The organism is Pararoseomonas sp. SCSIO 73927, assembly GCF_037040815.1.
Classification (GTDB): Bacteria; Pseudomonadota; Alphaproteobacteria; order Acetobacterales; family Acetobacteraceae; genus Roseomonas.
Genome location: NZ_CP146232.1, coordinates 4,184,517 through 4,204,039 on the forward strand (window position 1 = coordinate 4,184,517; position 19,523 = coordinate 4,204,039).

General features: G+C 70.8%; 14 protein-coding genes. 9 read left to right on the plus strand and 5 right to left on the minus strand.

The window, feature by feature from the left end; all coding sequences use genetic code 11:
• Positions 1-346 precede the first annotated feature (346 nt).
• From VQH23_RS19740 to VQH23_RS19750, 3 genes are all read right to left on the minus strand, one after another.
• Positions 347-1,855 carry an alpha/beta hydrolase fold domain-containing protein gene (locus VQH23_RS19740; protein ID WP_338662432.1) on the minus strand — a complete coding sequence of 503 codons (1,509 nt, stop codon included), beginning with the start codon at positions 1,853-1,855 and terminating at the stop codon, positions 347-349.
• A 72-nt stretch (positions 1,856-1,927) separates the two neighbouring features.
• Positions 1,928-2,980, minus strand: a complete 1,053-nt coding sequence (locus VQH23_RS19745) for an AraC family transcriptional regulator (RefSeq protein WP_338662433.1) — start codon at positions 2,978-2,980, stop codon at positions 1,928-1,930.
• A gap of 155 nt (positions 2,981-3,135) precedes the next feature.
• Positions 3,136-3,588, minus strand: a complete 453-nt coding sequence (locus VQH23_RS19750) for a DoxX family protein (RefSeq protein WP_338662434.1) — start codon at positions 3,586-3,588, stop codon at positions 3,136-3,138.
• Positions 3,589-3,745: 157 nt separating this feature from the next.
• Between VQH23_RS19750 and VQH23_RS19755 the strand changes: the two genes are divergently transcribed.
• The 7 genes from VQH23_RS19755 (at position 3,746) to VQH23_RS19785 (ending at position 14,758) form a co-directional block, all read left to right on the plus strand.
• The gene (locus VQH23_RS19755; RefSeq protein WP_338662435.1) at positions 3,746-3,943 is read left to right on the plus strand and encodes a type II toxin-antitoxin system ParD family antitoxin; all 198 of its coding nucleotides are present in this window, start codon (positions 3,746-3,748) and stop codon (positions 3,941-3,943) included.
• Between the two features lie 5 nt (positions 3,944-3,948).
• Positions 3,949-7,290, plus strand: a complete 3,342-nt coding sequence (locus VQH23_RS19760; RefSeq protein ID WP_338662436.1) for a PAS domain-containing protein — start codon at positions 3,949-3,951, stop codon at positions 7,288-7,290.
• 389 nt (positions 7,291-7,679) lie between these two features.
• The gene (gene acnA / locus VQH23_RS19765; protein WP_338662437.1) at positions 7,680-10,334 is read left to right on the plus strand and encodes an aconitate hydratase AcnA; all 2,655 of its coding nucleotides are present in this window, start codon (positions 7,680-7,682) and stop codon (positions 10,332-10,334) included.
• A 67-nt stretch (positions 10,335-10,401) separates the two neighbouring features.
• Positions 10,402-11,394: a tripartite tricarboxylate transporter substrate binding protein gene (locus VQH23_RS19770; RefSeq protein ID WP_338662438.1), complete on the plus strand. Its 993-nt coding sequence runs from the start codon at positions 10,402-10,404 to the stop codon at positions 11,392-11,394.
• A gap of 31 nt (positions 11,395-11,425) precedes the next feature.
• The gene (locus VQH23_RS19775; protein WP_338662439.1) at positions 11,426-12,508 is read left to right on the plus strand and encodes a lactonase family protein; all 1,083 of its coding nucleotides are present in this window, start codon (positions 11,426-11,428) and stop codon (positions 12,506-12,508) included.
• Between the two features lie 61 nt (positions 12,509-12,569).
• Complete coding sequence (locus VQH23_RS19780) at positions 12,570-13,754, plus strand: M20 family metallopeptidase (protein ID WP_338662440.1); 1,185 nt, start codon at positions 12,570-12,572, stop codon at positions 13,752-13,754.
• A 35-nt stretch (positions 13,755-13,789) separates the two neighbouring features.
• Positions 13,790-14,758 (plus strand): GntR family transcriptional regulator, encoded by a 969-nt coding sequence (locus VQH23_RS19785; protein ID WP_338662441.1) that lies wholly within the window; start codon positions 13,790-13,792, stop codon positions 14,756-14,758.
• Here VQH23_RS19785 and VQH23_RS19790 read toward each other — a convergent pair.
• Together VQH23_RS19790 and VQH23_RS19795 are read right to left on the minus strand one after the other, a co-directional pair.
• Positions 14,733-15,698 (minus strand): tripartite tricarboxylate transporter substrate binding protein, encoded by a 966-nt coding sequence (locus VQH23_RS19790; protein ID WP_338662442.1) that lies wholly within the window; start codon positions 15,696-15,698, stop codon positions 14,733-14,735. The two genes, VQH23_RS19785 and VQH23_RS19790, sit on opposite strands and share 26 nt — an antisense overlap.
• A 226-nt stretch (positions 15,699-15,924) precedes the next feature.
• On the minus strand, positions 15,925-16,752 hold the full coding sequence (locus VQH23_RS19795; RefSeq protein ID WP_338662443.1) for a helix-turn-helix transcriptional regulator: 828 nt from the start codon (positions 16,750-16,752) through the stop codon (positions 15,925-15,927).
• A 173-nt stretch (positions 16,753-16,925) separates the two neighbouring features.
• Here VQH23_RS19795 and VQH23_RS19800 point away from each other — a divergent pair, with 173 nt between their 5' ends.
• Together VQH23_RS19800 and VQH23_RS19805 are read left to right on the plus strand one after the other, a co-directional pair.
• Positions 16,926-18,245, plus strand: coding sequence for a tetratricopeptide repeat protein (locus VQH23_RS19800; protein WP_338662444.1), 1,320 nt, complete (start codon positions 16,926-16,928; stop codon positions 18,243-18,245).
• An 8-nt stretch (positions 18,246-18,253) separates the two neighbouring features.
• A complete protein-coding gene (locus tag VQH23_RS19805) occupies positions 18,254-19,480 on the plus strand; it encodes an MFS transporter (protein WP_338662445.1) in 1,227 nt (408 codons plus the stop codon).
• Positions 19,481-19,523 lie beyond the last annotated feature (43 nt).

Genomic DNA, 19,523 nt, shown 5'->3' on the forward strand with positions numbered 1-19,523 from the left:
TTATCCGGCCACACCGAATGAGACCCAGATCTCGTCAATTACCAAACGGACCCGCAGGTGACATGTCGGGGTTTGGCCGATAACGGAATGGGCGCTTCCGGGACGGTGCTGGTGAAAACCGGCCGTCAGTACATGGGCAGTTCGCGCCTTGAGGCTCTTCTCCAAAGGGTTGAGCGCGCGTTCCGCGTCTCAGACTCGCTCCCCGGCCTGCACCAAACCAGATTGGCGTGCTCAAATATTCCGCACTCTGGTACCAGCTTCGGCTACCTTCCGGAGGCAATTGGTTTCGATGAGCGCAGCGCTGTGGACCCGCAGGTTGGTCCTGCGGGTCCACGTGTCAGTCCGCCTAGTTCCGGAGCAGCTGCAGATTGTCGCCCAGGCCCTGCTGCCGGCCGAGGTCGCCCAGCTTGTCGCGCTCGTAGCGGGGCAGGGCCTCCAGCTGCTCGCGCGTCATGCTGAGGTGCCCCTTGCCGTCGGCGGCGAACTGGATCCGCTCCATCGGGATGATCGCGCTGCGCTGGCCGATGCCGAGGAAGCCGCCCCACTCGACCACGGCGCCACGAACGCGCCCGGTTCCGTCCACGACGAGGTTTTCGATCTCGCCCGCCTTCTGGTCGTTCGCGCCGACCAGGTTGGTGCCGATCAGCCGGCCCGCCTCCTCGCGGCTGAGCGACGGCACGGCGGCCGGGCTCGCCGGGGCATTCGTGGCCACGGGCTGGGCCGGTGCCGGCGCCTGGCCGCCCAGGGCCGGGCGTAGCCGCTCGACCGCGAAGGCCTGCGCCTGCTGCGCACCCTGCACCACCGTCGCCATCCCGAAGAACTCGTGGGTGGTGCCGGGGAAGGTGCGCTGCTGCACGTCCACGCCCGCCTCGCGCAGGCGCGTCGTGAGGGTCTCGCCCTCGCTCCGCAGAGGGTCGATCTGGGCCGAGACGATCGTCACCGGCGGCAGCCCGCGCAGGTCGTTGCGGCCGACGAGGTTGATCCGGGGGTCCTGGGCCTGGGCCTGGCTCTCAAGGGCGTTCTTGACGAACCACTCCATCGAGCCCCGCGAGAGCGGCAGCGCGTTGGCGTTCTCCTGATAGGAGGGCGTGTTCATGTCGGCGCCCGCCACCGGGTAGACGGCGAGGACGTGGTCCGGGCGGGTCAGATTGCCGTCCCGGGCCGCGATGGCGACGTTGATGGCGAGGTTGCCGCCCGCGCTCTCGCCGGCGACGGCGAGCCGCTCCGGATTGACGCCGAGCTGACGGGCATTGGCGAGCGCCCAGCGATAGGCCGCGACAGCGTCATCATGGGCCGCAGGGAAGCGGTTCTCCGGTCCCTGGCGGTAGTGCACGGACAGCACCGCGGCGCCGGTCATGGCGGCCAGGGCGCGCGGCGTCGCGTCGTAGGTGTCGAGGTCGGCGACGACCCAGCCGCCGCCGTGCCAGTAGACGATCAGCGGCAAGGGCGCGGCGCCGGCCGGCCGGTTGCCGGGCGTGTAGAGGCGCGCGGGCAGCTGACCGGCCGCGCCGTCCACCTGCAGGTCGCGGGTCTGCACCGCCGCGACGGCCGGCGGCATCTGGATGCCGCGATCGCTCATCACGCGCTTCACGGCATCCGCCGGGGTGGCCTGACGGCGCGCCTCGGTGGGCGAGAGCGTCTCGAAGGGCTTGGCGCCGAGCGCGGTCAGGGTCTGGAGCACCGCGGCCATGTCCGGGGCCGGGCTGGCCGGCCCGGCCGCCGGCTGCGCCGCCATGGTCGGGGACGCGGCCGGCTGGGCATGGAGCGCCTGCCCCATCCCGCTCAGGGCAAGGCAGCCCGCCGTGGTGCCGGCAAGGAGGGCGGCCCGGAGGCCTCGGGCGGTGAATGCGGTCATGCGGGTGAGCTTCTCCGGCGGTCTGTCGGGAGGCACCGCGTCCTGCATCGGCGCTGGCCTCCTCGGACGCGCCTAAGTCTCATCCGGGTGGAGGGTTCCGCTCGTGGCAGGTGAACTGGACGCTGCGCCGGGTTTCTGGACGCCCTGCCGGCCAGAAGGATTCGTCACGACCTCGCCGCTCCGGGTGGATCTGGTATCCGGCGCCTTCGGCCAGGTCTGACCACTCAGGCTGCGGAGGATGGCCGGGTCCACTCCATGGCTGGCGCGGAAGGCCCGCGAGAGTGACGAGGGATCGGCATAGCCGACGGCCGCTGCAACGGCCTTCAACGGCAGGTCGGTGGTTTGAAGAAGGCGTGCGGCCGCACGAAGCCGCACCGACTGGACGAACTCCATGGGCCCGCCACCAAGTGCCCGCGCGAAATGGTCGGCGAAGGAGGCCCGGCTCATCCCGGCCTTCTCGGCGAGGCTCGCGACCGTATGGGGCACGCCAGGGTTCTCCAGCACCGTCAGGGCAGCACGGGCGAGGCGAGGATCCCCAGGGAGTGACGAGGCGAGCAGGCCGTGGTCCCGGCGGCGGAGTTGGCCCCGTAGAAGGGCGACGAGACAGGCCTTCATCAGCGCCTCGGTCATCGCCGCGGTGCCAAGGCCGGGCGCCGCGACCTCCGCCCGCATGAGGTCAAAGATGCGCTGGCCCGCCTCATCGGGCGGCATCTCCACCACCGCTTCGGTCAGCAGGTCGAAGAGGCCGAGGGCACGTCTATCAGGGGCCGGGATGGAGCCGCACAGGAGGAGCGTTCCGGGGCTGTCGCCGGCCACGAACGCCGCGAGCCCGTCCGCGAAAGGGCCGCAGTGGTCCTCCGCACTCGCCTCCCGCGCTCCGGGCCAGGCATCGCCGACGACATGGGCTTGCCGGGGTGGCACGACGATGATGCTGCCCGGCGAGTAGGGCAGCGGGGCGGCATTGCCGACCTGCACGGTTCCGGACCCGGATAGCACGTGGTGGACCGTCACGGTCTCGAAGGGCGCGAAAGCGAGGCGCCAGCCCTGCCCGATGGTGCAGACCGAAGTGGAGTGGAGATGGACGGCGAGCGCCGTCAGGAGCCGGTCGTGGCTGGTCGCTGTCATGCCCTGGCCTCAGTTTGCAGCGAAGACCCATCCTCAGCCGCGGCGACGAGGCAACGCGGCACGCTGGATCTGGCTGCCGGTCCTGGCACAAAGGCGCCGGGTCCGGATCCCCGCCGCGATCGATGGTCCCCCTCGCTCCGAGATCCGCGCGGAGTTCAGGGATGTTTCGTGATCTCACCCGCCCAGCCGCGCCGTGGCCTGAACGGCCAGTCCACGATGCCGCCCGCAAAGAGCGCCCACCACACGATCACGGGCTGCAGTGCCAAGCGTGGCACATGGTACCACCAGCCGAGCTGGACCTCCCCCGACGGGAGCCCGGCGATCGCGTGCTTGACGTTCGCGGGGAAGACCAGGACGGCGTAGAGAGCGAGCCCGATCGCCGCCGCACGTCGAAGCCGGCCGCTCATCAGGCCCACCGCGCCGGCGATCTCACAGAGGCCGGTGAGCAGGATGACCTGCCGCGGAAAGGGCACCCACTCCGGCGTGATCAGGAGGAAGGGATCCGGGGTGGCGAGGTGGAAGATGCCGGCCGCAAAATAGAGGGCCGCCAGCAGGAGGCGGAAGATGTCGCGTCCTCGGGTGGGTCGGGGCCGTGTGGCAGGCCTCATGTGAGTTATCCCTCCACCGGGTGGTCGGAGCGGAGACATGGGGCGACGCCAGTCACTTGGCAGGCCGCCATGGTTCCCCGCGATCCTGAGCTTTCGATAAGCTGACAGAACAGGGTGTGAGGATTTCACCCCCAATGGCGGTCTGCTAGCCTATGTTGTGCCTTCCAGCGATCCCCTGACCGTCTCGCTCACCCCCGAGCTCCGCCGCTTCATTGAGGCCCAGGTCGCCTCCGGGCGTTACCAGACCGCGAGCGAGGTTGTCCGAGCCGGTCTGCGGCTCCTGACCAAGGCCGATCCGCCTCGGGCGATCGCGGCAGCCCCCATTTCCACGCCAGAGATCCTCCCGGACGACTGACCACCATGACCGAGCAAGGAACCTCGCCGTCCTGGACGGAGGAGGAGCGCCTCGCCGCGCTCCACCGGACCGGCCTCCTCGATACCCCGCCCGAGCAGGCCTATGACGACCTGGTACGTCTGGCCGCTGACCTCGTCGGCGTGCCCATGGCCGCCGTCCACCTCGTGGCCGAGGACCGGCAGTGGGGCAAGGCCGAACTCGGCCTCGGCACCCGCGACATCCCGCGCGACACCGCCTTCTGCCCGACCGCCATGCTGGACCCAGAAGGGCTGGTGGTGCCGGATGCCGCCAAGGACCCGCGCTTCGCGACCAACCCGCTGGTCACAGGCGGGCCCGGCATTCGTTTCTACGCGGGCGTGCCCCTGATGTCGGAGGGCCTGCCGATCGGCGCCCTCTGCGTCATCGACACGGAGCCGCATGAGGGTGGGCTGGACGAGCGCCAGCGCTTTGCCCTGAAGGCACTCGCCGCCCAGGTCAGCAGCCAGATCGCGCTCCGCCGGGCCCTGACCGAGCGGGACAGGGTCACGGCCGAGCGGGACCGGGCCGACGCCCTCCGCCGCCAGACCCTGGATAGCGCGACAGACTTCGCTATCGTCAGCATGGACCTGTCCCGGACGATCACCGGTTGGAACACCGGGGCGGTGAACATCTGCGGCTGGACGGAGGCCGCGATCCTCGGCCAGCCCGCGGACCTCATCTTCACCCCGGAGGACCGCGAAGCCGGCGTTCCGGAGCTGGAGACCCGGCGGGCAGCCCGGGATGGGCGGGCCACCGACGAGCGCTGGCACCTGCGGGAGGACGGCTCCCGCTTCTGGGCCTCGGGCGAGATGATGCCGCTCCGGGACGAGGGGGGTGCCCATATCGGCTACCTGAAGATGCTGCGCGACCGCACGGAGCAGCACCTGGCGGGCGAGGCCCTGGAGCAGCTGAACGAGCGGCACCGTCTCGCGCAGAGGGCAACGCGCGACGCCATCTGGGACTGGAACCTGGAGACCAACAGCGTCCGCTGGAACGAGGCGCTCCGGGAGGCCTACGGCTGGGCTCCCGAGCAGGTGGAGCCGACCGGGGACTGGTGGATCGCGAGGATCCATCCCGATGACCGGGCCAGGATCGGCCGCAGCATACACGCCGTCATCGACGGCACGGGAGCGGGCTGGACCGAGGAGTACCGCTTCCGCCGGGCCGACGGCAGCTACGCAGAGGTGCTGGACCGGGGCTACGTCATCCGCGACCGCGCGGGCCGGGCGACCCGCATGATCGGCGCCATGCTCGACATGACGGGGATGCGGAGGGTGGAAGCCGCCCTGCGCGTGAGCGAGGACCGCCTCAGGTCTATCCTGGAGACGGTTGATGCCGCCTTCGCGATCGTCCAGGTCAAGTTCGATACGAACGACGAGCCGGTGGACTACCGCTTCGTCGAGGCCAACGCCGGGTTCGAGCGCCAAGCCGGTGTCGATCTGCGCGGCAAGTGGGTCACCGAGTTCGCCCCGGACCTGGAGAAGTTCTGGTTCGAGACCTACGGGCACGTGGCCAAGACCGGCGAGCGCGCGAACTTTGAGAGCTACGCGGAGGCGTTCAAGCGCTGGTTCGACGTGCGAGCGGTCCGGGTCGGCGACCCCGCCGAGCGGACGATCGCGATCATCTTCAACGACGTCACTGCCCGGCGGGAGGCGGAGGAGCGCCTGCGCGCCAGCGAGGCGATCGCGCGCGAGAACGTGCAGCGCGTTCAGCTTGCCCTGGCAGCAGGCGCGATCGTCGGGACCTGGCACTGGGACCTGCCGACCGACCGCTTCACGGTGGACGAGGCCTTCGCGCATACCTTCGGGCTGGACCCTGCCCTCGGCCGCGAGGGAATTCCGCTCGCCAGGATTGTCGCGACCGTGCATCCCGACGACCAGGCCGGACTGGCCGCCGCGATCAATGAGGTGATCGCCCGTGGGGGCGCCTACGCCCACCAATACCGCGTACAGCGCCACGATGGGCGGTACTATTGGATCGAGGCGAACGGCCGCGTGGACCACGGGCCGGACGGCACGCCGCTGAGCTTCCCGGGCGTGGTCCTCGACGTCCAGGAACGCCGTGCCGTGGAGGCGGAGCGCGACCGGGTCACGGCAGAACTTCGTGCCCTGACAGAGACACTGGAGCAGCGGGTCTCTGAGCGCACCGCGGACTTGTTGCTGGCCGAGGAGCAGCTGCGCCAGAGCCAGAAGATGGAAGCCGTCGGTCAGCTCACGGGCGGGATCGCGCACGACTTCAACAACCTGCTCACTGGCGTGATCGGCGCCCTGGAGCTGCTCAACACCCGCATCGGCCAGGGCCGCCTGAAGGACGTGGACAAGTACGTCGTCGCGGCCCAGGGCGCGGCCAAGCGGGCGGCGGCGCTCACCCACCGCCTGCTCGCCTTCTCCCGCCAGCAGACGTTGGACCCTCGGCCCACGGACGTGAACCGGCTGGTGGCCGGGATGGAAGACATGATCCGGCGCACGACGGGCCCCTCTATCGATGTTGAGGTTGTCGCGGCAGACGGCCTGTGGCCGACGCTGGTGGACCCGAACCAGCTGGAGAACGCGCTGCTGAATCTCTGCATCAATGCGCGCGACGCCATGCCGGACGGTGGGCGCCTGACGATCGAGACGGCGAACACCCGGCTGGATCAGCGGACCGGCAAGGCGCGGGACATGGAGCCCGGGCAGTACGTCGCGATCAGCGTGACGGACACGGGCACGGGCATGCCGCCCGACGTGATCGCGCGCGCCTTCGATCCCTTCTTCACGACCAAGCCGCTCGGCCTGGGCACGGGCCTCGGCCTCTCGATGATCTACGGCTTTGCCAAGCAGTCCGGCGGGCAGGTGCGGATCCACTCCCAGGTCGGCCTGGGCACGACCATGCGGGTCTACCTGCCCCGGCACCTCGGCAAGGCCGAGGCGGTGGAGGAGGTGCCGAGCCTGACCGCGGCGCCGAGGGCGGAAGCGGGCCAGACCGTGCTGGTCGTGGATGACGAGCCGACCGTCCGCATGCTCGTCATGGAGGTGTTGGAGGAGCTCGGCTACGGGGCCATAGAGGCCGGGGACGGTGCCTCGGGCTTGGCAGTCCTGCAGTCCGATGCCCGGATCGATCTCCTGGTGACCGATGTTGGACTGCCGGGCGGCATGAACGGTCGTCAGATGGCGGACGCCGCCCGCGTCACCCGGCCCGACATGGAGGTGCTGTTCATCACGGGCTACGCCGAGAACGCGGTGTTCCGAAACGGCCAGTTGGACCCTGGCATGCACGTCTTGATTAAGCCCTTCGCCATGGAAGCGTTGGCAAGCCGCATCAAGGAACTAATTGGCGGTCCGACGATGTAACTTCCGATGGAGACATCACGGCTCAAGAAAGTTTGGCCTTGATGTCCGCTTCGGAGCGCGAGTCGCGCCATTAACCAATGGCCGATGTGGGCGCTGAGCGGACGGGCGAAACTGGCCGAGAGCGGCATGGCCGCTTTCCGGATGCGGAGCACAGGAAGCGGACATATATCCCGTTCGGTTCATGGTTTCCGTAGCGCTCACGCATGGCACACGAGCGAGTTGCAGCTGAAATCTATCGTCACCAGCCGCGGCGAGTTGTGGGGACGCTGCTTGGAGCGGGGCGAAGCAGGTGAAGGAAAAGCGCGACGCGCTGCTTCACTTCAGACTTGCAGTTTTTTATCAAGATATAATACAAACTCGCTGAACGGGCCTGGTCTGGAGTGAGTGGAATGTCGCAGAGCACTGGCACGCAAGGCGCGCGGCTGTCCGGAGCCTTCGGCGAGCGCCGCATCGTCGCGCTGCCCGCAGCGGCGGGAGGTGCGCAAGCACTGGCCCGCATGCCCTGGTGCCACCGTATCCTGCTCGAGAACGTGCTTCGCCAACCGGAAGCCGATGCGCGGGAGGCCGGGCGGGCCGCCCTTCTGGCATGGCTCGAGACAGGACGCTCGGAGGCGGAGATCCCCTTCGCGCCGACCCGCATCCTGATGCACGACACCACCTGCGGCCCGGCCCTGGTGGACATCGCGGCCATGCGCGACGTGCTGGCACGGGCCGGCGGTGATCCCACGCGGCTGAACCCTGAGGTCCCGGTTGCCACCTCCACCGACCATTCGCTTCCCGTGGACGTCTCCGCGGTGCCCGGTGCGCTGTGGACCAACATGGCCAACGAGATGGCCCGCAACGCCGAGCGCTACCGCTTCATGAAGTGGGCGGCCGGCTCCGTCAGCGGCTTCCGCGTGTTCCCGCCGGGCACCGGCATCATGCACACCATCAACCTGGAGCGCCTCGCGACCGTGGTGGCCACGGAGACACGGGACGGCGAGCTCTGGGCCGTGCCGGACACGCTGGTGGGCACGGACAGCCACACGCCCATGGTGAACGGCATCGGCGTGCTGGGCTGGGGCGTTGGCGGGATCGAGGCCGAGGGCGTGATGTTCGACGTGCCGGTCTCGCTCCGCGTGCCCGAGGTGATCGGGGTGCGACTGGCGGGCGCCCTGCCGGAGGGAACCTTCGCGACGGACCTCGCCCTGGCCGTGACGCAGATGCTGCGCCGCTACGGCATCGCCGGCGAGTTCGTGGAGTTCTTCGGGCCGGGCGTCGGCACCCTCACCGCCGGGCAGCGCGCCGTGGTGTCCAACATGGCGCCCGAGTACGGCGCCACCACCGGCATGTTCCCGATCGACGGCCAGACCCTGGACTACCTGCGCGCCACGGGGCGCGACGCGGCGCAGGTCGCGCTGGTGGAGGCCTACGCCAAGGCCCAGGGCCTCTGGCACGACCCGGACAACGCGCCGCGCTACACGGATGTGCTGGAGCTGGACCTCTCCTCCCTCCGCCCCTCCCTCGCCGGGCCCCGCCGGCCCCAGGACCGGCTGGCACCCGCCGAGGTGCCCGCCGCGCTGGAGGCGGCGGGCACCCGCATCGCCGGGGGGGAGAGAGGCGGCATCCCCTCGGACGCGGTGGCGATCGCCGCCATCACCTCCTGCACCAACACCACGGATCTCGGCCTTCTCGTCGCGGCGGGGCTGGTGGCGCGCAAGGCGCGTGCGCTCAGCCTTTCCGTGCCGCCCTGGGTGAAGACCTCCCTCACGCCCGGCTCGCCGAGCGCGGAGCGGCGGCTGCGGCGGGCGGGGCTGCTGGAGGATCTGGAGGCGCTCGGCTTCGGCATCGCCGGCTATGGTTGCGCCACCTGCATCGGCAATTCCGGCCCGCTGCTGCCCGCGGTGGCGGATGCGGTGGAGGGGGCCGGGCTGAGGCCCGTCGCGGTGCTCTCGGGCAACCGCAACTTCCCGGGCCGGGTCCACGCGCAGATCGAATCCGCCCTGCTCGCCTCCCCGCCCATGGTGGTGGCCTATGCCGTGGCGGGCCGTGCGGGGCTGGACATCACGCGGGAGGCGCTGGGGATCGCGCCGGGCGGCAGGCCCGTCCACCTGACCGACCTCTGGCCGCGCGCGGCGGAGATCGAGGCGGCCGTCGCGGCCGCGAGCGACCCGTCCGACATCGCCGCGGCAGGCGAGGAGGCGGACCGCTCCGCCGCCTGGGCCGCGCTGGAGGCGCCGGCCACGCCGCTCTTTCCCTGGGATCCCGCCTCCACCTATCTCCGCCCGCCGCCCTTCGTGAATTTGGGGCCGGAGAGCCAGGCGGCGGGCGTGCTGGCCGCCCACCCGCTGCTGGTGCTCGGCGACGACATCACGACCGACCACATCTCCCCCGCCGGCTCCATCCCGCCCCGCAGCGACGCCGCGGCCTGGCTGGTGGAGCGGGGCGAGAACCCGCGCGACCTCAACGTCTACGCCTCCCGCCGCGGCAACTGGGAGGTGATGCTGCGCGGGCTGTTCACGAACAAGGCGGCGGTGAACCACCTCGCGCCCGGCTTCGCGGCCGGCCAGACGGTCTTTGCCCCCACGGGCGAGGTGCTGCCGGCCTGGCGCGCGGCGGCGCGCTACGCGGAGGCCGGGCTGCCGGTGGTGATCGTCGCTGGCGAGCGCTACGGCACCGGCTCCTCCCGCGACTGGGCGGCCAAGGGCGCGCAGCTTCTCGGGGCGCGGGCGGTGCTGGCCAATTCCTTCGAGCGGATCCATCGCTCCAACCTCGTCGGCATGGGCGTGCTGCCGCTGCGGCTGCCGGAGGGGTGGCGCTACGACGCGCTCGGGCTGCGCCCGGGCGACCTTGTCGAGATCGGCTGGGACCCCGCCGCGCTGACACCGCGCGCCGCGGTGCCGGTCACGCTGCGCCGGGCCGATGGCACGACGGTCCAGGGGACCGCCACCGCGCTGCTGGAGACGGCGCGCGAGGTACGGTTGATCCAGGCCGGCGGCATGATCCCGACGATCCTGCGCCGCGCCCTCGCGACCACGGGGGAGAGGGCCGCGGCGCCTGCCTGAGACGCTGCCCGGCCAGGTTCAGACAACAAGGCCGGCGGAAAGCACGGTCGGAGGAGGAGTGTTCCCGATGATCCAGAAGCGCGCGCTGCTGGGCATATCCCTGACCGCCCCTTTCGCGCCCCTCGCGGCGCGGACTGCCCGGGCGCAGGGAGCCTATCCCGACCGCCCGATCAAGCTCGTCGTCGGCTACGCGCCGGGCGGCGGCGTCGACATCGTTGCGCGACTGGTCGGAGAGGCCATGCGGGGCGCGCTGGGGCAGGTGCCGATCGTGGAGAACCGCCCGGGCGCCAGCGCCATGATCGGTGCCCAGACGGTCGCACGCGCGCCGGCGGACGGCTACACGCTGCTGATGGCGGCCGCCGGCGAGATCGCGGCCAACCCCGCCCTGCTCAAGGCCAGGATGTCCTACGATCCGGCACGGGATCTGCTGCCGGTCTCGCTCGTCGCCACGGTGCCCAACGTACTGGTGGCGGCGCCGGGCGTGCCGGTGCGGGACCCGGCCTCCCTGGTCGCCTATGCCAAGGCCAATCCGGGCAAGCTGAGCTACGCCTCCTCCGGCATCGGCAACCCGCAGCACCTGGCGGGGGAGCTGCTGAACCGCATGGCCGGGCTGGACCTCCTGCACGTGCCCTATCGCGGCGCGGCGCCCGCGCTGACGGACGTGGCTTCCGGCCGGGTGACGCTGAACTTCTCCTCCCTCGGCCCCGCCCTGCCGCTGATCCGCGACGGCAAGCTGCGCGCCATCGGCGTGACCTCGAAGGAGCGGATGCCGCAGCTGCCGGACTGCCCCTCGCTCTCGGAAGGACCGGGTCTGGCGGGTTACGAGCTGCTGAACTGGTTCGGCCTCTTCGCCCCGGCCCGCACGCCGGAGCCGGTGGTGGAGCGCCTGGGTGCGGCCGTGGCGACGGCACTGCGGGAGCCGGGCCTGCGCACGAAGTTGGAGGAGCAGGGCGCCATTCCCCGCCCCCTGCCATCCGCCGAGTTCCGCCCCTTCGTGGCGGAGGAGACACGGCGCTTCACCCGCATCATCGAGGAAGCCGGCATCACGGGCGAGCTGTGATCCGCACCTAACACCAGAGCAGGACCGCCCAGTGACCGACGCCTACCACGTCTTTGTCGGGTGCCGCACCACGCGCGAGCGCAACGCGCGCGGCGACGGCATCCAGGTCTACCGGATGGAGGCGTCGTCCGGGCGCTGGACCCATGTGCAGCTGCTGGAAGGGCTGACCAATCCCTCCTTCCTCGCGCTCGACCGCACGGGGCGCTTCCTCTACGCCGTGCACGGTGACACGGAGGAGATCAGTGCCTTCCGCGTGGAGCCGGGGAGCGGGCGCCTGACGCTCCTCAACCAGGTCTCGACGGGCGGGCGCAATCCTGTCCACCTCGCCATCGATCCCACTAACCGCTTCATCGTGGTCCCGAACCACGTGACCTCCACCATCGCGGTCCTGCCGATCGATCCGGAGACGGGGTTTCTCGGCGAACGCACCGACCTCGTTACGCTGGAGGGCGGGATCGGGCCGCACCGGGTCGAGCAGCCCTTCGCCAAGCCGCACCAGACCGAGTTCGACCGGGACGGCCGCTTCGTGATCGTGCCCGACAAGGGGCTGGACCGCGTCTTCTCCTTCCGGCTGGACCCGGAGACGGGCAGGCTGCGCCCGAGCGCGCAGGGATCGGTGGTGGCGCGAGAGAATGCGGGCCCCCGGCACGTGGCGATGCATCCCGCCGGGCGGCTCGCCTATGTGCTGAATGAGCTGGATTCCAGCATCACCGCCTACCGCTACGAGGCGGCTACGGGGGCGCTGCAGCCCTACCAGCTGCTCCCTTCGCTGCCCGACACCTTCACGGGCAACAGCCGCGCCGCGGAGATCGCCGTCTCGGCGGATGGCCGCTTTCTCTACGCCTCCAACCGCGGCCACGACTCCGTTGGCGTTTTCGCCGTAGAGGAGGCGACCGGTCGGCTCGCACCCGTGGAATGGGCGGCGACTGGGCGCACTCCGCGCTTCATCGCCCTGGACCCCACCGGGCGCTTTCTCTTCGCCGCCAGCGAGGACGACGACAGCATCGCCGCCTTCTCGGTCTCGCCCGCGACCGGCCGTCTCACCCCTGCGGGAGAGGTGGCGCGGACCGGCAGCCCGGTCTGCATCATCTTCCGGAAAGCCGAGACAGGCTGAGGTCCGCCGTTGCAACACCGCGCCTCCAGCCATCTGCCTCCCCGACGCGGAGAACGGGTACATGAGCACATCCCACGACAACGACATCCGGTCCTGGCTCGACGAGGCAGTCGCGCAGATGGAGCCGCGGCTGATTGAGATCCGCCGGGACCTCCATGCCCATCCGGAACTGGCCTTCGAGGAGGTCCGCACCTCCGGCGTAGTGGCGGCGGAGCTCGCGCGGTTAGGCATTGAGCACCGCACGGGGGTGGGGCGCACGGGCGTGGTGGGCACCATCCGTGGGGCGCGGCCGGGCCCGACTGTCGCCATCCGCGCTGACATGGACGCCCTGCCAATCACGGAGCGCACCGGCCTGCCCTTCGCCAGCAAGGAGGAAGGCAAGATGCACGCCTGTGGGCACGACCTTCACACCGTGACGCTCCTCGGCATCGGCGCCGTCCTGCACCGGATGCGCGACCGCCTCTCCGGCGATGTCCGCCTGATCTTCCAGCCGGCCGAGGAGGCGATCGGCGGCGCGCGGGAGATGATCGCCGAAGGCGCAATGGACGGCGTGGACATGGCGCTGAGCCTGCACAACCGCCCGGAGATCCCGGTGGGCCGCTTCGGCATCGTTCACGGCGCCGCGAATTCCGCCAGTGACTCGTTCGACATAACGGTGCACGGAAAGTCCGGCCATGGTGCACGCCCATACGCGGCGGTCGACCCGATTGTGGCCGCGGCGCAGCTCGTGGGGCAACTGCAGACTATCGTCTCGCGCGAGGTGCGGGCGCTGGATTCCTGCGTCGTCACTGTCGGCTCCATCCACGCGGGCGAAGCGCGCAACGTCATCCCCGACCGCTGCGAGCTGAAGGGTACGGTCCGGACCCGGCAACCCGAGGCGCGGGATGCGGCGGAGGAGGGGATACGCCGGATCTGCGAAGGTATTTCCGCCGGGCTGCGCGTGCGCTGCGACCTCGTCTACCGCCGCGGCACGCCGCCGGTGATGAACGAGGAGGGGATGCTGCAGCGGACGGTGGACGCCATCCATGCCCAGATCGGTGACGTGGCGGACGAGTACGAGCCGAGCCTTGGCGGCGAGGACTTTGCGCTGATGGCCGCCATGGTCCCGGCCTTCAGGCTGCTCGTCGGCTCCTCTCAGCCCGGTCGTAGCGACAAGGTCCACAGCTCCGACTACGAGCCGGACGAGCGCTGCATCGGTTACGGCGTCCGCGCCCTGGCGCGTACCGTGGCCGACATCCTGGCCTGACCAACCGGAAAGGCCTGGGCTAGGATGCCCTGACCATGCCCCGCCCGCCCGCCGCCATCCTGCACCGTGAACTTGCACGCGCCATCGTGGACCAGCTACGGAGTTCGGCTGCCCATCCCGGCGATCTGCTGAGCGAGAACGACTTGGCCGGGTGCCTCGGCACCTCCCGCTCCCCCGTGCGCGGCGCCCTCCAGCTCCTGCTGGAGGCGGAGGTCCTGTCCCGGTTGGAGAACGGACGGCTGGTCCTGCGCCAGCTGCCCGCGGTGGGAGTGGAGATTGGGGGCGCGGATCCCGAGGCGGACGCGGCGGAGCGCGTCTACTGGCGCCTGGCCGCGGACCGGCTCGCGGGGGCCCTGCCGGACGTCGTGGGCGAGGCCGACCTGGTCCGCCGCTACGAAACGCCCCGCGGCCCGGTCCACCGCGCGCTGCTGCAGGCCATGGGCGAGGGCTGGATGGAGCGCGCCCCCTCCGGCACCTGGCGCTTCCTGTCCCTCATCGACGGGCCGGGGAGCTACGACGAGTCCTACCGCTTCCGCCGCGCCATCGAGCCGGCGGCCCTGCTGGATCCTGCCTTCGTCCTGCCCCCCGGGACGCTCACGCGGCTGCGGCGGGAGCAGCAGGAGCTGCTGAAGCGGGCCGAGGTGGCGAGCCCGCGCGAGGTGTTCGAGCTGAACTCGGGCTTTCACCTCGCCCTCGTCCAGGCCTCCAACAACCGCTTCTTTGTCGATGCCGCGCTACGCGTCACGCGGCTGCGGCGCGTCGTTGGCTACGTCATCGCCCTGGACCACGGGCGCTTGGCCGCACAATCCGCCGAGCACCTGGCGATCCTCGACCGGCTGGAGGCCGCCGACCGCGAAGGGGCCGCCGGGCTGCTGTTGCAGCATCTCGACGCGGGCCGCGCCTCCAAGGCGCGGCTGCTAGCGGATGCGCGGCTGAAGCTGGAGGGGCTGACCTCCGCCGTGCCGGAAGGTCAGACGCTCAGCCCACAAGGCCGAGCTGCCTGAGGACGCCCTCGATGGAGGCCGTCTCCGTGCTGAGGAAGGCGGTGAACTCCGCGGGCGGCAGGTAGAGCTGCTGCCAGCCGCGGTTCCCGCACTCGCGCTTCCACGCCTCGGAGCGCGTCATCTCCTCGACCAAGGTGGCGAGCTCCTCGCGGTGGCTCTCCGGGATGCCGGGCGGGGCCCAGACGCCCCGCCAGTTGTAGAGCACGGCATCCAGCCCACCCTCCCGCATGGTCGGCACTTCCACCTCCGGCAGGCGCTCCGTCCCGGAGAGGGCGATGGCGCGCATCCTGCCGCTCGCCACATGGGGCTCGAACTCGCTCCAGTTGCTGATGCCGGCCTTCACCTGGCCGCCGATGATGGCGGTGACCGCGGGCCCGCCGCCGGAGAAGGCGACGTAGGAGAGCTGGCCCGTCGGAATGCCCAGGGCGCCCGCGAGGATCCCGAGCAGCATGTGGTCCGTCCCGCCCGCCGAGCCGCCGGCGACCGACATGCCCTTCGGGTCCGCCCGGAAGGCCGCAACGAAGTCGGACAGGCTGCAGATCGGGCTCTCGGCCGGGACGACGAGGACATGCACCTCCCCGATCAGGCGCGCGATGGGGGTGAGCTGGGAGACGGCGATCGGGCTCCTGTTGGTGGTGGCGGAGCTGATCATCGTCAGGCCGCTCACCATCAGCAGGTTGCGGCGCCCGCGCATCCCGACGAAGCGGGGAAGGCCGACCGTGCCGCCCGCGCCGGGCACGTTCTCGAACTGGATGGAGGCTGCCGCGCGCGTTTCCCGGAGCACCTTCTCGACCGCTCGCCCCGTGCCGTCCCAGCCGCCACCGGGCGCGGCCGGAATGAAGAGGCGCAGGTCCGGCGGGCTGGAGAAGCGGGAGGCGGCCAGGGCCGCGCCGCCGGGAAGGAGGAGGGAGGAGGCGAGGAGGGCGCGGCGGCTGATCATCGAGGCTGCTTTCTGGACGTTTTCAGACTTCTATTGTTATAGAAGTCTAGTTGTCCAGCGCAGACTTATCTCATGCCAGCACCGCTGGTTGCCATCTGATGAGGTGAGCACAAGGCGATCAAAACGGTGGATGGCTGCAAGCTGCCCGGCTGCTCTCGGGTATGAGACGTGGGAAAGCGGACCCTGGTGGGACAACCCGCGCCGGTCGTAGGCGATCGAGTGCAGGTCAGGGCTGAACATCCCCAGCCCGAGGGACCGAGAGAGCACCATGGTCTGGTCGGCGCCCACGCATGTAGGTCTGAGGGCCACAGCCCATGTCGGACCGGAAGGCGTAGATGAAGGCCGAAGTCGAGCCGTAGCCGAGGTCCATCGCGGTCTGCGTCACCCCCAGACCGCCGCCCAGCAACTCGACTGCCTTGAACAACCGCAAGCGCCGCCGCCAGGAGCGCAGGCTCATGCCCAGCTCCGCCTCGAAGCGCCGGGCCAGGGTCCGGCCGGACATGCCCAGTTCCTTTCCCCAATCATCCGGACCGCGCGGATCGGCCGGATCCGCGTAGATGGCCTCGCATACGGTCAGCGCCGGGCCTCCTCGCGGCCAAAGGAGCGCGCCTGGCAATGACCTCGCGCGCCGGAGCTGATCGAGAATGAGATCGGTCACACGGCCGGCATAGCCATCGGGGTCGTCCTGTCCCTCGACGGCAGCGGCCTCGACGATGAGGGCCTGGAGCAAGGGCGACACGCTGAACACCGTCGGACCATCCGGCAGGCCCCCACCGGCCTCCTCCGCAATCCAGAGGCTCCGAAACTCCGCGCCGAGGAGCGACCCGACCCGGTGCGACAGACCGGCCGGCAGCCAGACCGCCTGCTCCGGCGAGATCACGAAGGAGCGCCCCTCCACGGCGACCGTCAGCACCCCAGCGACCGCGTAGGCGACCTGATGCCAGTGATGGGCGTGCTCCGGGAAGGAGTGGCGCGCGGGGATGGACTGCGCGCGGACGGTAATCGACCGGGGAGCGGCCAAGCCGGGCGGCGCCGCGATCGTTTCCCACAGCATGGGCGTGCTCCATTTTGTCCGGTGTTCTATACAGATTGTCAGGCCGTGAAGATACGGACAGCGCAGGATCCGATATCTCTTCGTGCAATGGCGCCCTGATCGGCCTTGTTGGCCACAGCGACGGGGCGTCACCGGACCCGGTGTCCGCTCGATCTCAGGAGGAGGAACCCACCATGGCTCGCCTCGATAGCCGCGGACTGCCGATCTCGACGACCTCCGACCTCGCAGCCGAGCGCTACAGGGAGGGCGTCGACCTGATGCTCTCCACTTGGCCCGGGGCAGCCGAGGTGCTGGAGGAGGCGATCGCGGCCGACCCCGACTTCGCCCTTGCTCATGCGGCGCGTGCCCGCGCGCACGCCATGCGCTCCGAGGGGGCTCTCGCCAAGGCCCGGATCGCGATGGCCGCCGAGCTCGTGGCGCGCCGCGCCACCGAGCGGGAGCAGAGCCACGTCGAGATCCTCTCCCTCGTCATCAACGGGCGCACGGCGGAGGCCATCGACCGGGTGTCCGCCCACGCCGATGCTTGGCCGCGGGACGTCGTCATCCTCTCGCTGCCGCTCGGGGCCTTTGGGCTGCTCGCCTTCTCCGGCCGGGCGGACCACGATCAGGCGCGCGTGGACCTGTGCGAGCGCCATGCCGCCCACTTCGCATCCGACGACTGGTGGTTCCTCACCTACCGCGGCTGGTCGCACGCGGAGAACGGCAACGTGGCCCATGGCCGCGATCTCACCCAGCGCGGCTTCGACCTCCGCCCGCGGAATGCCAACGCGGCGCACGCACTCTCCCACGCCATGTACGAGGGCGGCGCGAACGACGAGGCCGACCGGCTGATACAGGCCTGGCTGCCGACCTACGACCGCTCCGGCATCCTCCACGGCCACATCGCCTGGCACGCCGCCCTGGCGGCGCTGGAGCACGGGGACGCGGAGCGGGCGCTGGCCATCTACGGCGAGCACGTCCAGCCCTCGGTCTCGACCGGCAATGCCGTGAACGTCGTCAGCGACACCGCGTCCTTCCTGTGGCGGCTGCAGGCCTACGGCCACCCGGTGCCGGAGGGGCTGTGGCAGGCGGCCTCGGCCCATGCGGCGCCGTCCTTCCCCGCCGCGGGATTCGCCTTCGCGGACGTCCACATGGCGCTGCTGGCGGCGGCCACGGGGGACAGGGACGGACTTGATCGGCGCGTCTCCGCGCTGACCGAGATGATCGAGGCAGGGACGCTGGCCGCAGGGCCCGTGGTGCCCGCCATCTGCCGCGCGGCACTCGCCTTCGCGGAGGAAGACTATGCGGGGTGCGCCCGCATCCTGGAGCCGGTCGCGGCCGAGGTGGTGCGGGTCGGCGGCAGCGGCGCCCAGCGCGAGATCGTGGAGGACATGCTGCTGCTCGCCCTCATGCGGAGCGGCGAGGCCGCCAAGGCCGGTGCGCTCCTGGACCGCCGCCTCCACCGCCGCCCATCGCCGCGCGACAAGGCTTGGCACGGCCTGCTGGCAGCCTGAGAGAGACCATGTCCCAAGCCAACGTCACCACCGCCTCCGCCCTACCCGCGGCCGCCTCCAGTCAGGAGCGGGGCAACGTCCTGCGGCTCGCGGTCGCGCAGGCGCTCGCGGGCGCGAACTCCACGGTCGTCTACGCGACGGGCGCGGTGGTCGGGAACACGCTCGCGCCCAGCCCCGCCCTGGCCACCCTGCCCATCTCCATCTTCGTGGTAGGCATGGCGGCCTGCACCCTTCCGTCGGGGATGATCGCGCAGCGGCATGGTCGGCGCGCCGCCTTCCTGACGGGAACCGGATGCGGGGTGCTCGCCGGCTTGCTCGCCGCGCTGGCCGTCGTGCTGGGCTCCTTCCCGCTGTTCTGCGCGGGCACCTTCTTCGGCGGGGCCTACGCCGCCGTGGTGCTCTCTTTCCGCTTCGCCGCCGCAGACTGCGCGCCGCCGGCGCGGCGCGCGCGAGCCCTGTCGGCGGTGATGGCGGGCGGCGTCTTCGCCGGGGTCATCGGCCCGCAGCTCGTCACCTACACCATGGAACTGTGGCTGCCCTACCTCTTCGCGGCCAGCTTCGTCGCTCAGGCCGCGGTGGCCGCGATCTCCGCCCTTGTCCTCCTCGGCGTTCGGCTTCCCATGCCGACCGTGGCGGAGACGGCCCGAGGCCGCCCGCTCGGCGCCATCGTGCGCCAGCCGCGCTTCATCACCGCCGTGGTCTGCGGGGTGGTCTCCTACCTGCTCATGAACTTCCTCATGACCTCCGCGCCGTTGGCGATGCGGATGTGTGGTCTGTCGCAGGAGGCGGCCAACCTCGGCCTGCAGTGGCACGTCATCGCCATGTACGGCCCGAGCTTCTTCACCGGGCAGTTGATCACCCGCTTCGGGGCTCCTCGCGTGGTGACGGCCGGACTGATCCTGACCGCCGCCTCCGCCGCGGTCGGGCTCACGGGCGTGGACGTGGCGCACTTCTGGGGGACGCTGGTGCTGCTCGGCGTCGGCTGGAACTTCGGCTTCGTGGGCGCCTCGGCCATGGTGCTGGACTGCCACCGGCCCGAGGAGAAGGCGCGGGTGCAATCGTTCAACGACTTCGCGGTCTTCGGGACCATGGCGTTCGGCTCGTTCCTCTCCGGCGGGCTGCTGTCCTCCTACGGGTGGAACACGGTCCTCTGGCTCTCCTTCGCCCCCCTGGCCGTGGCCTTCATCGCCCTGGCCGCCACCGCCAAGCCCCCGGCCGCCCGGGCGGCCGGGTAAGGCGAGTCCTGGCCATGCTTCATGCTCAGCCTCCCGGCGGCAG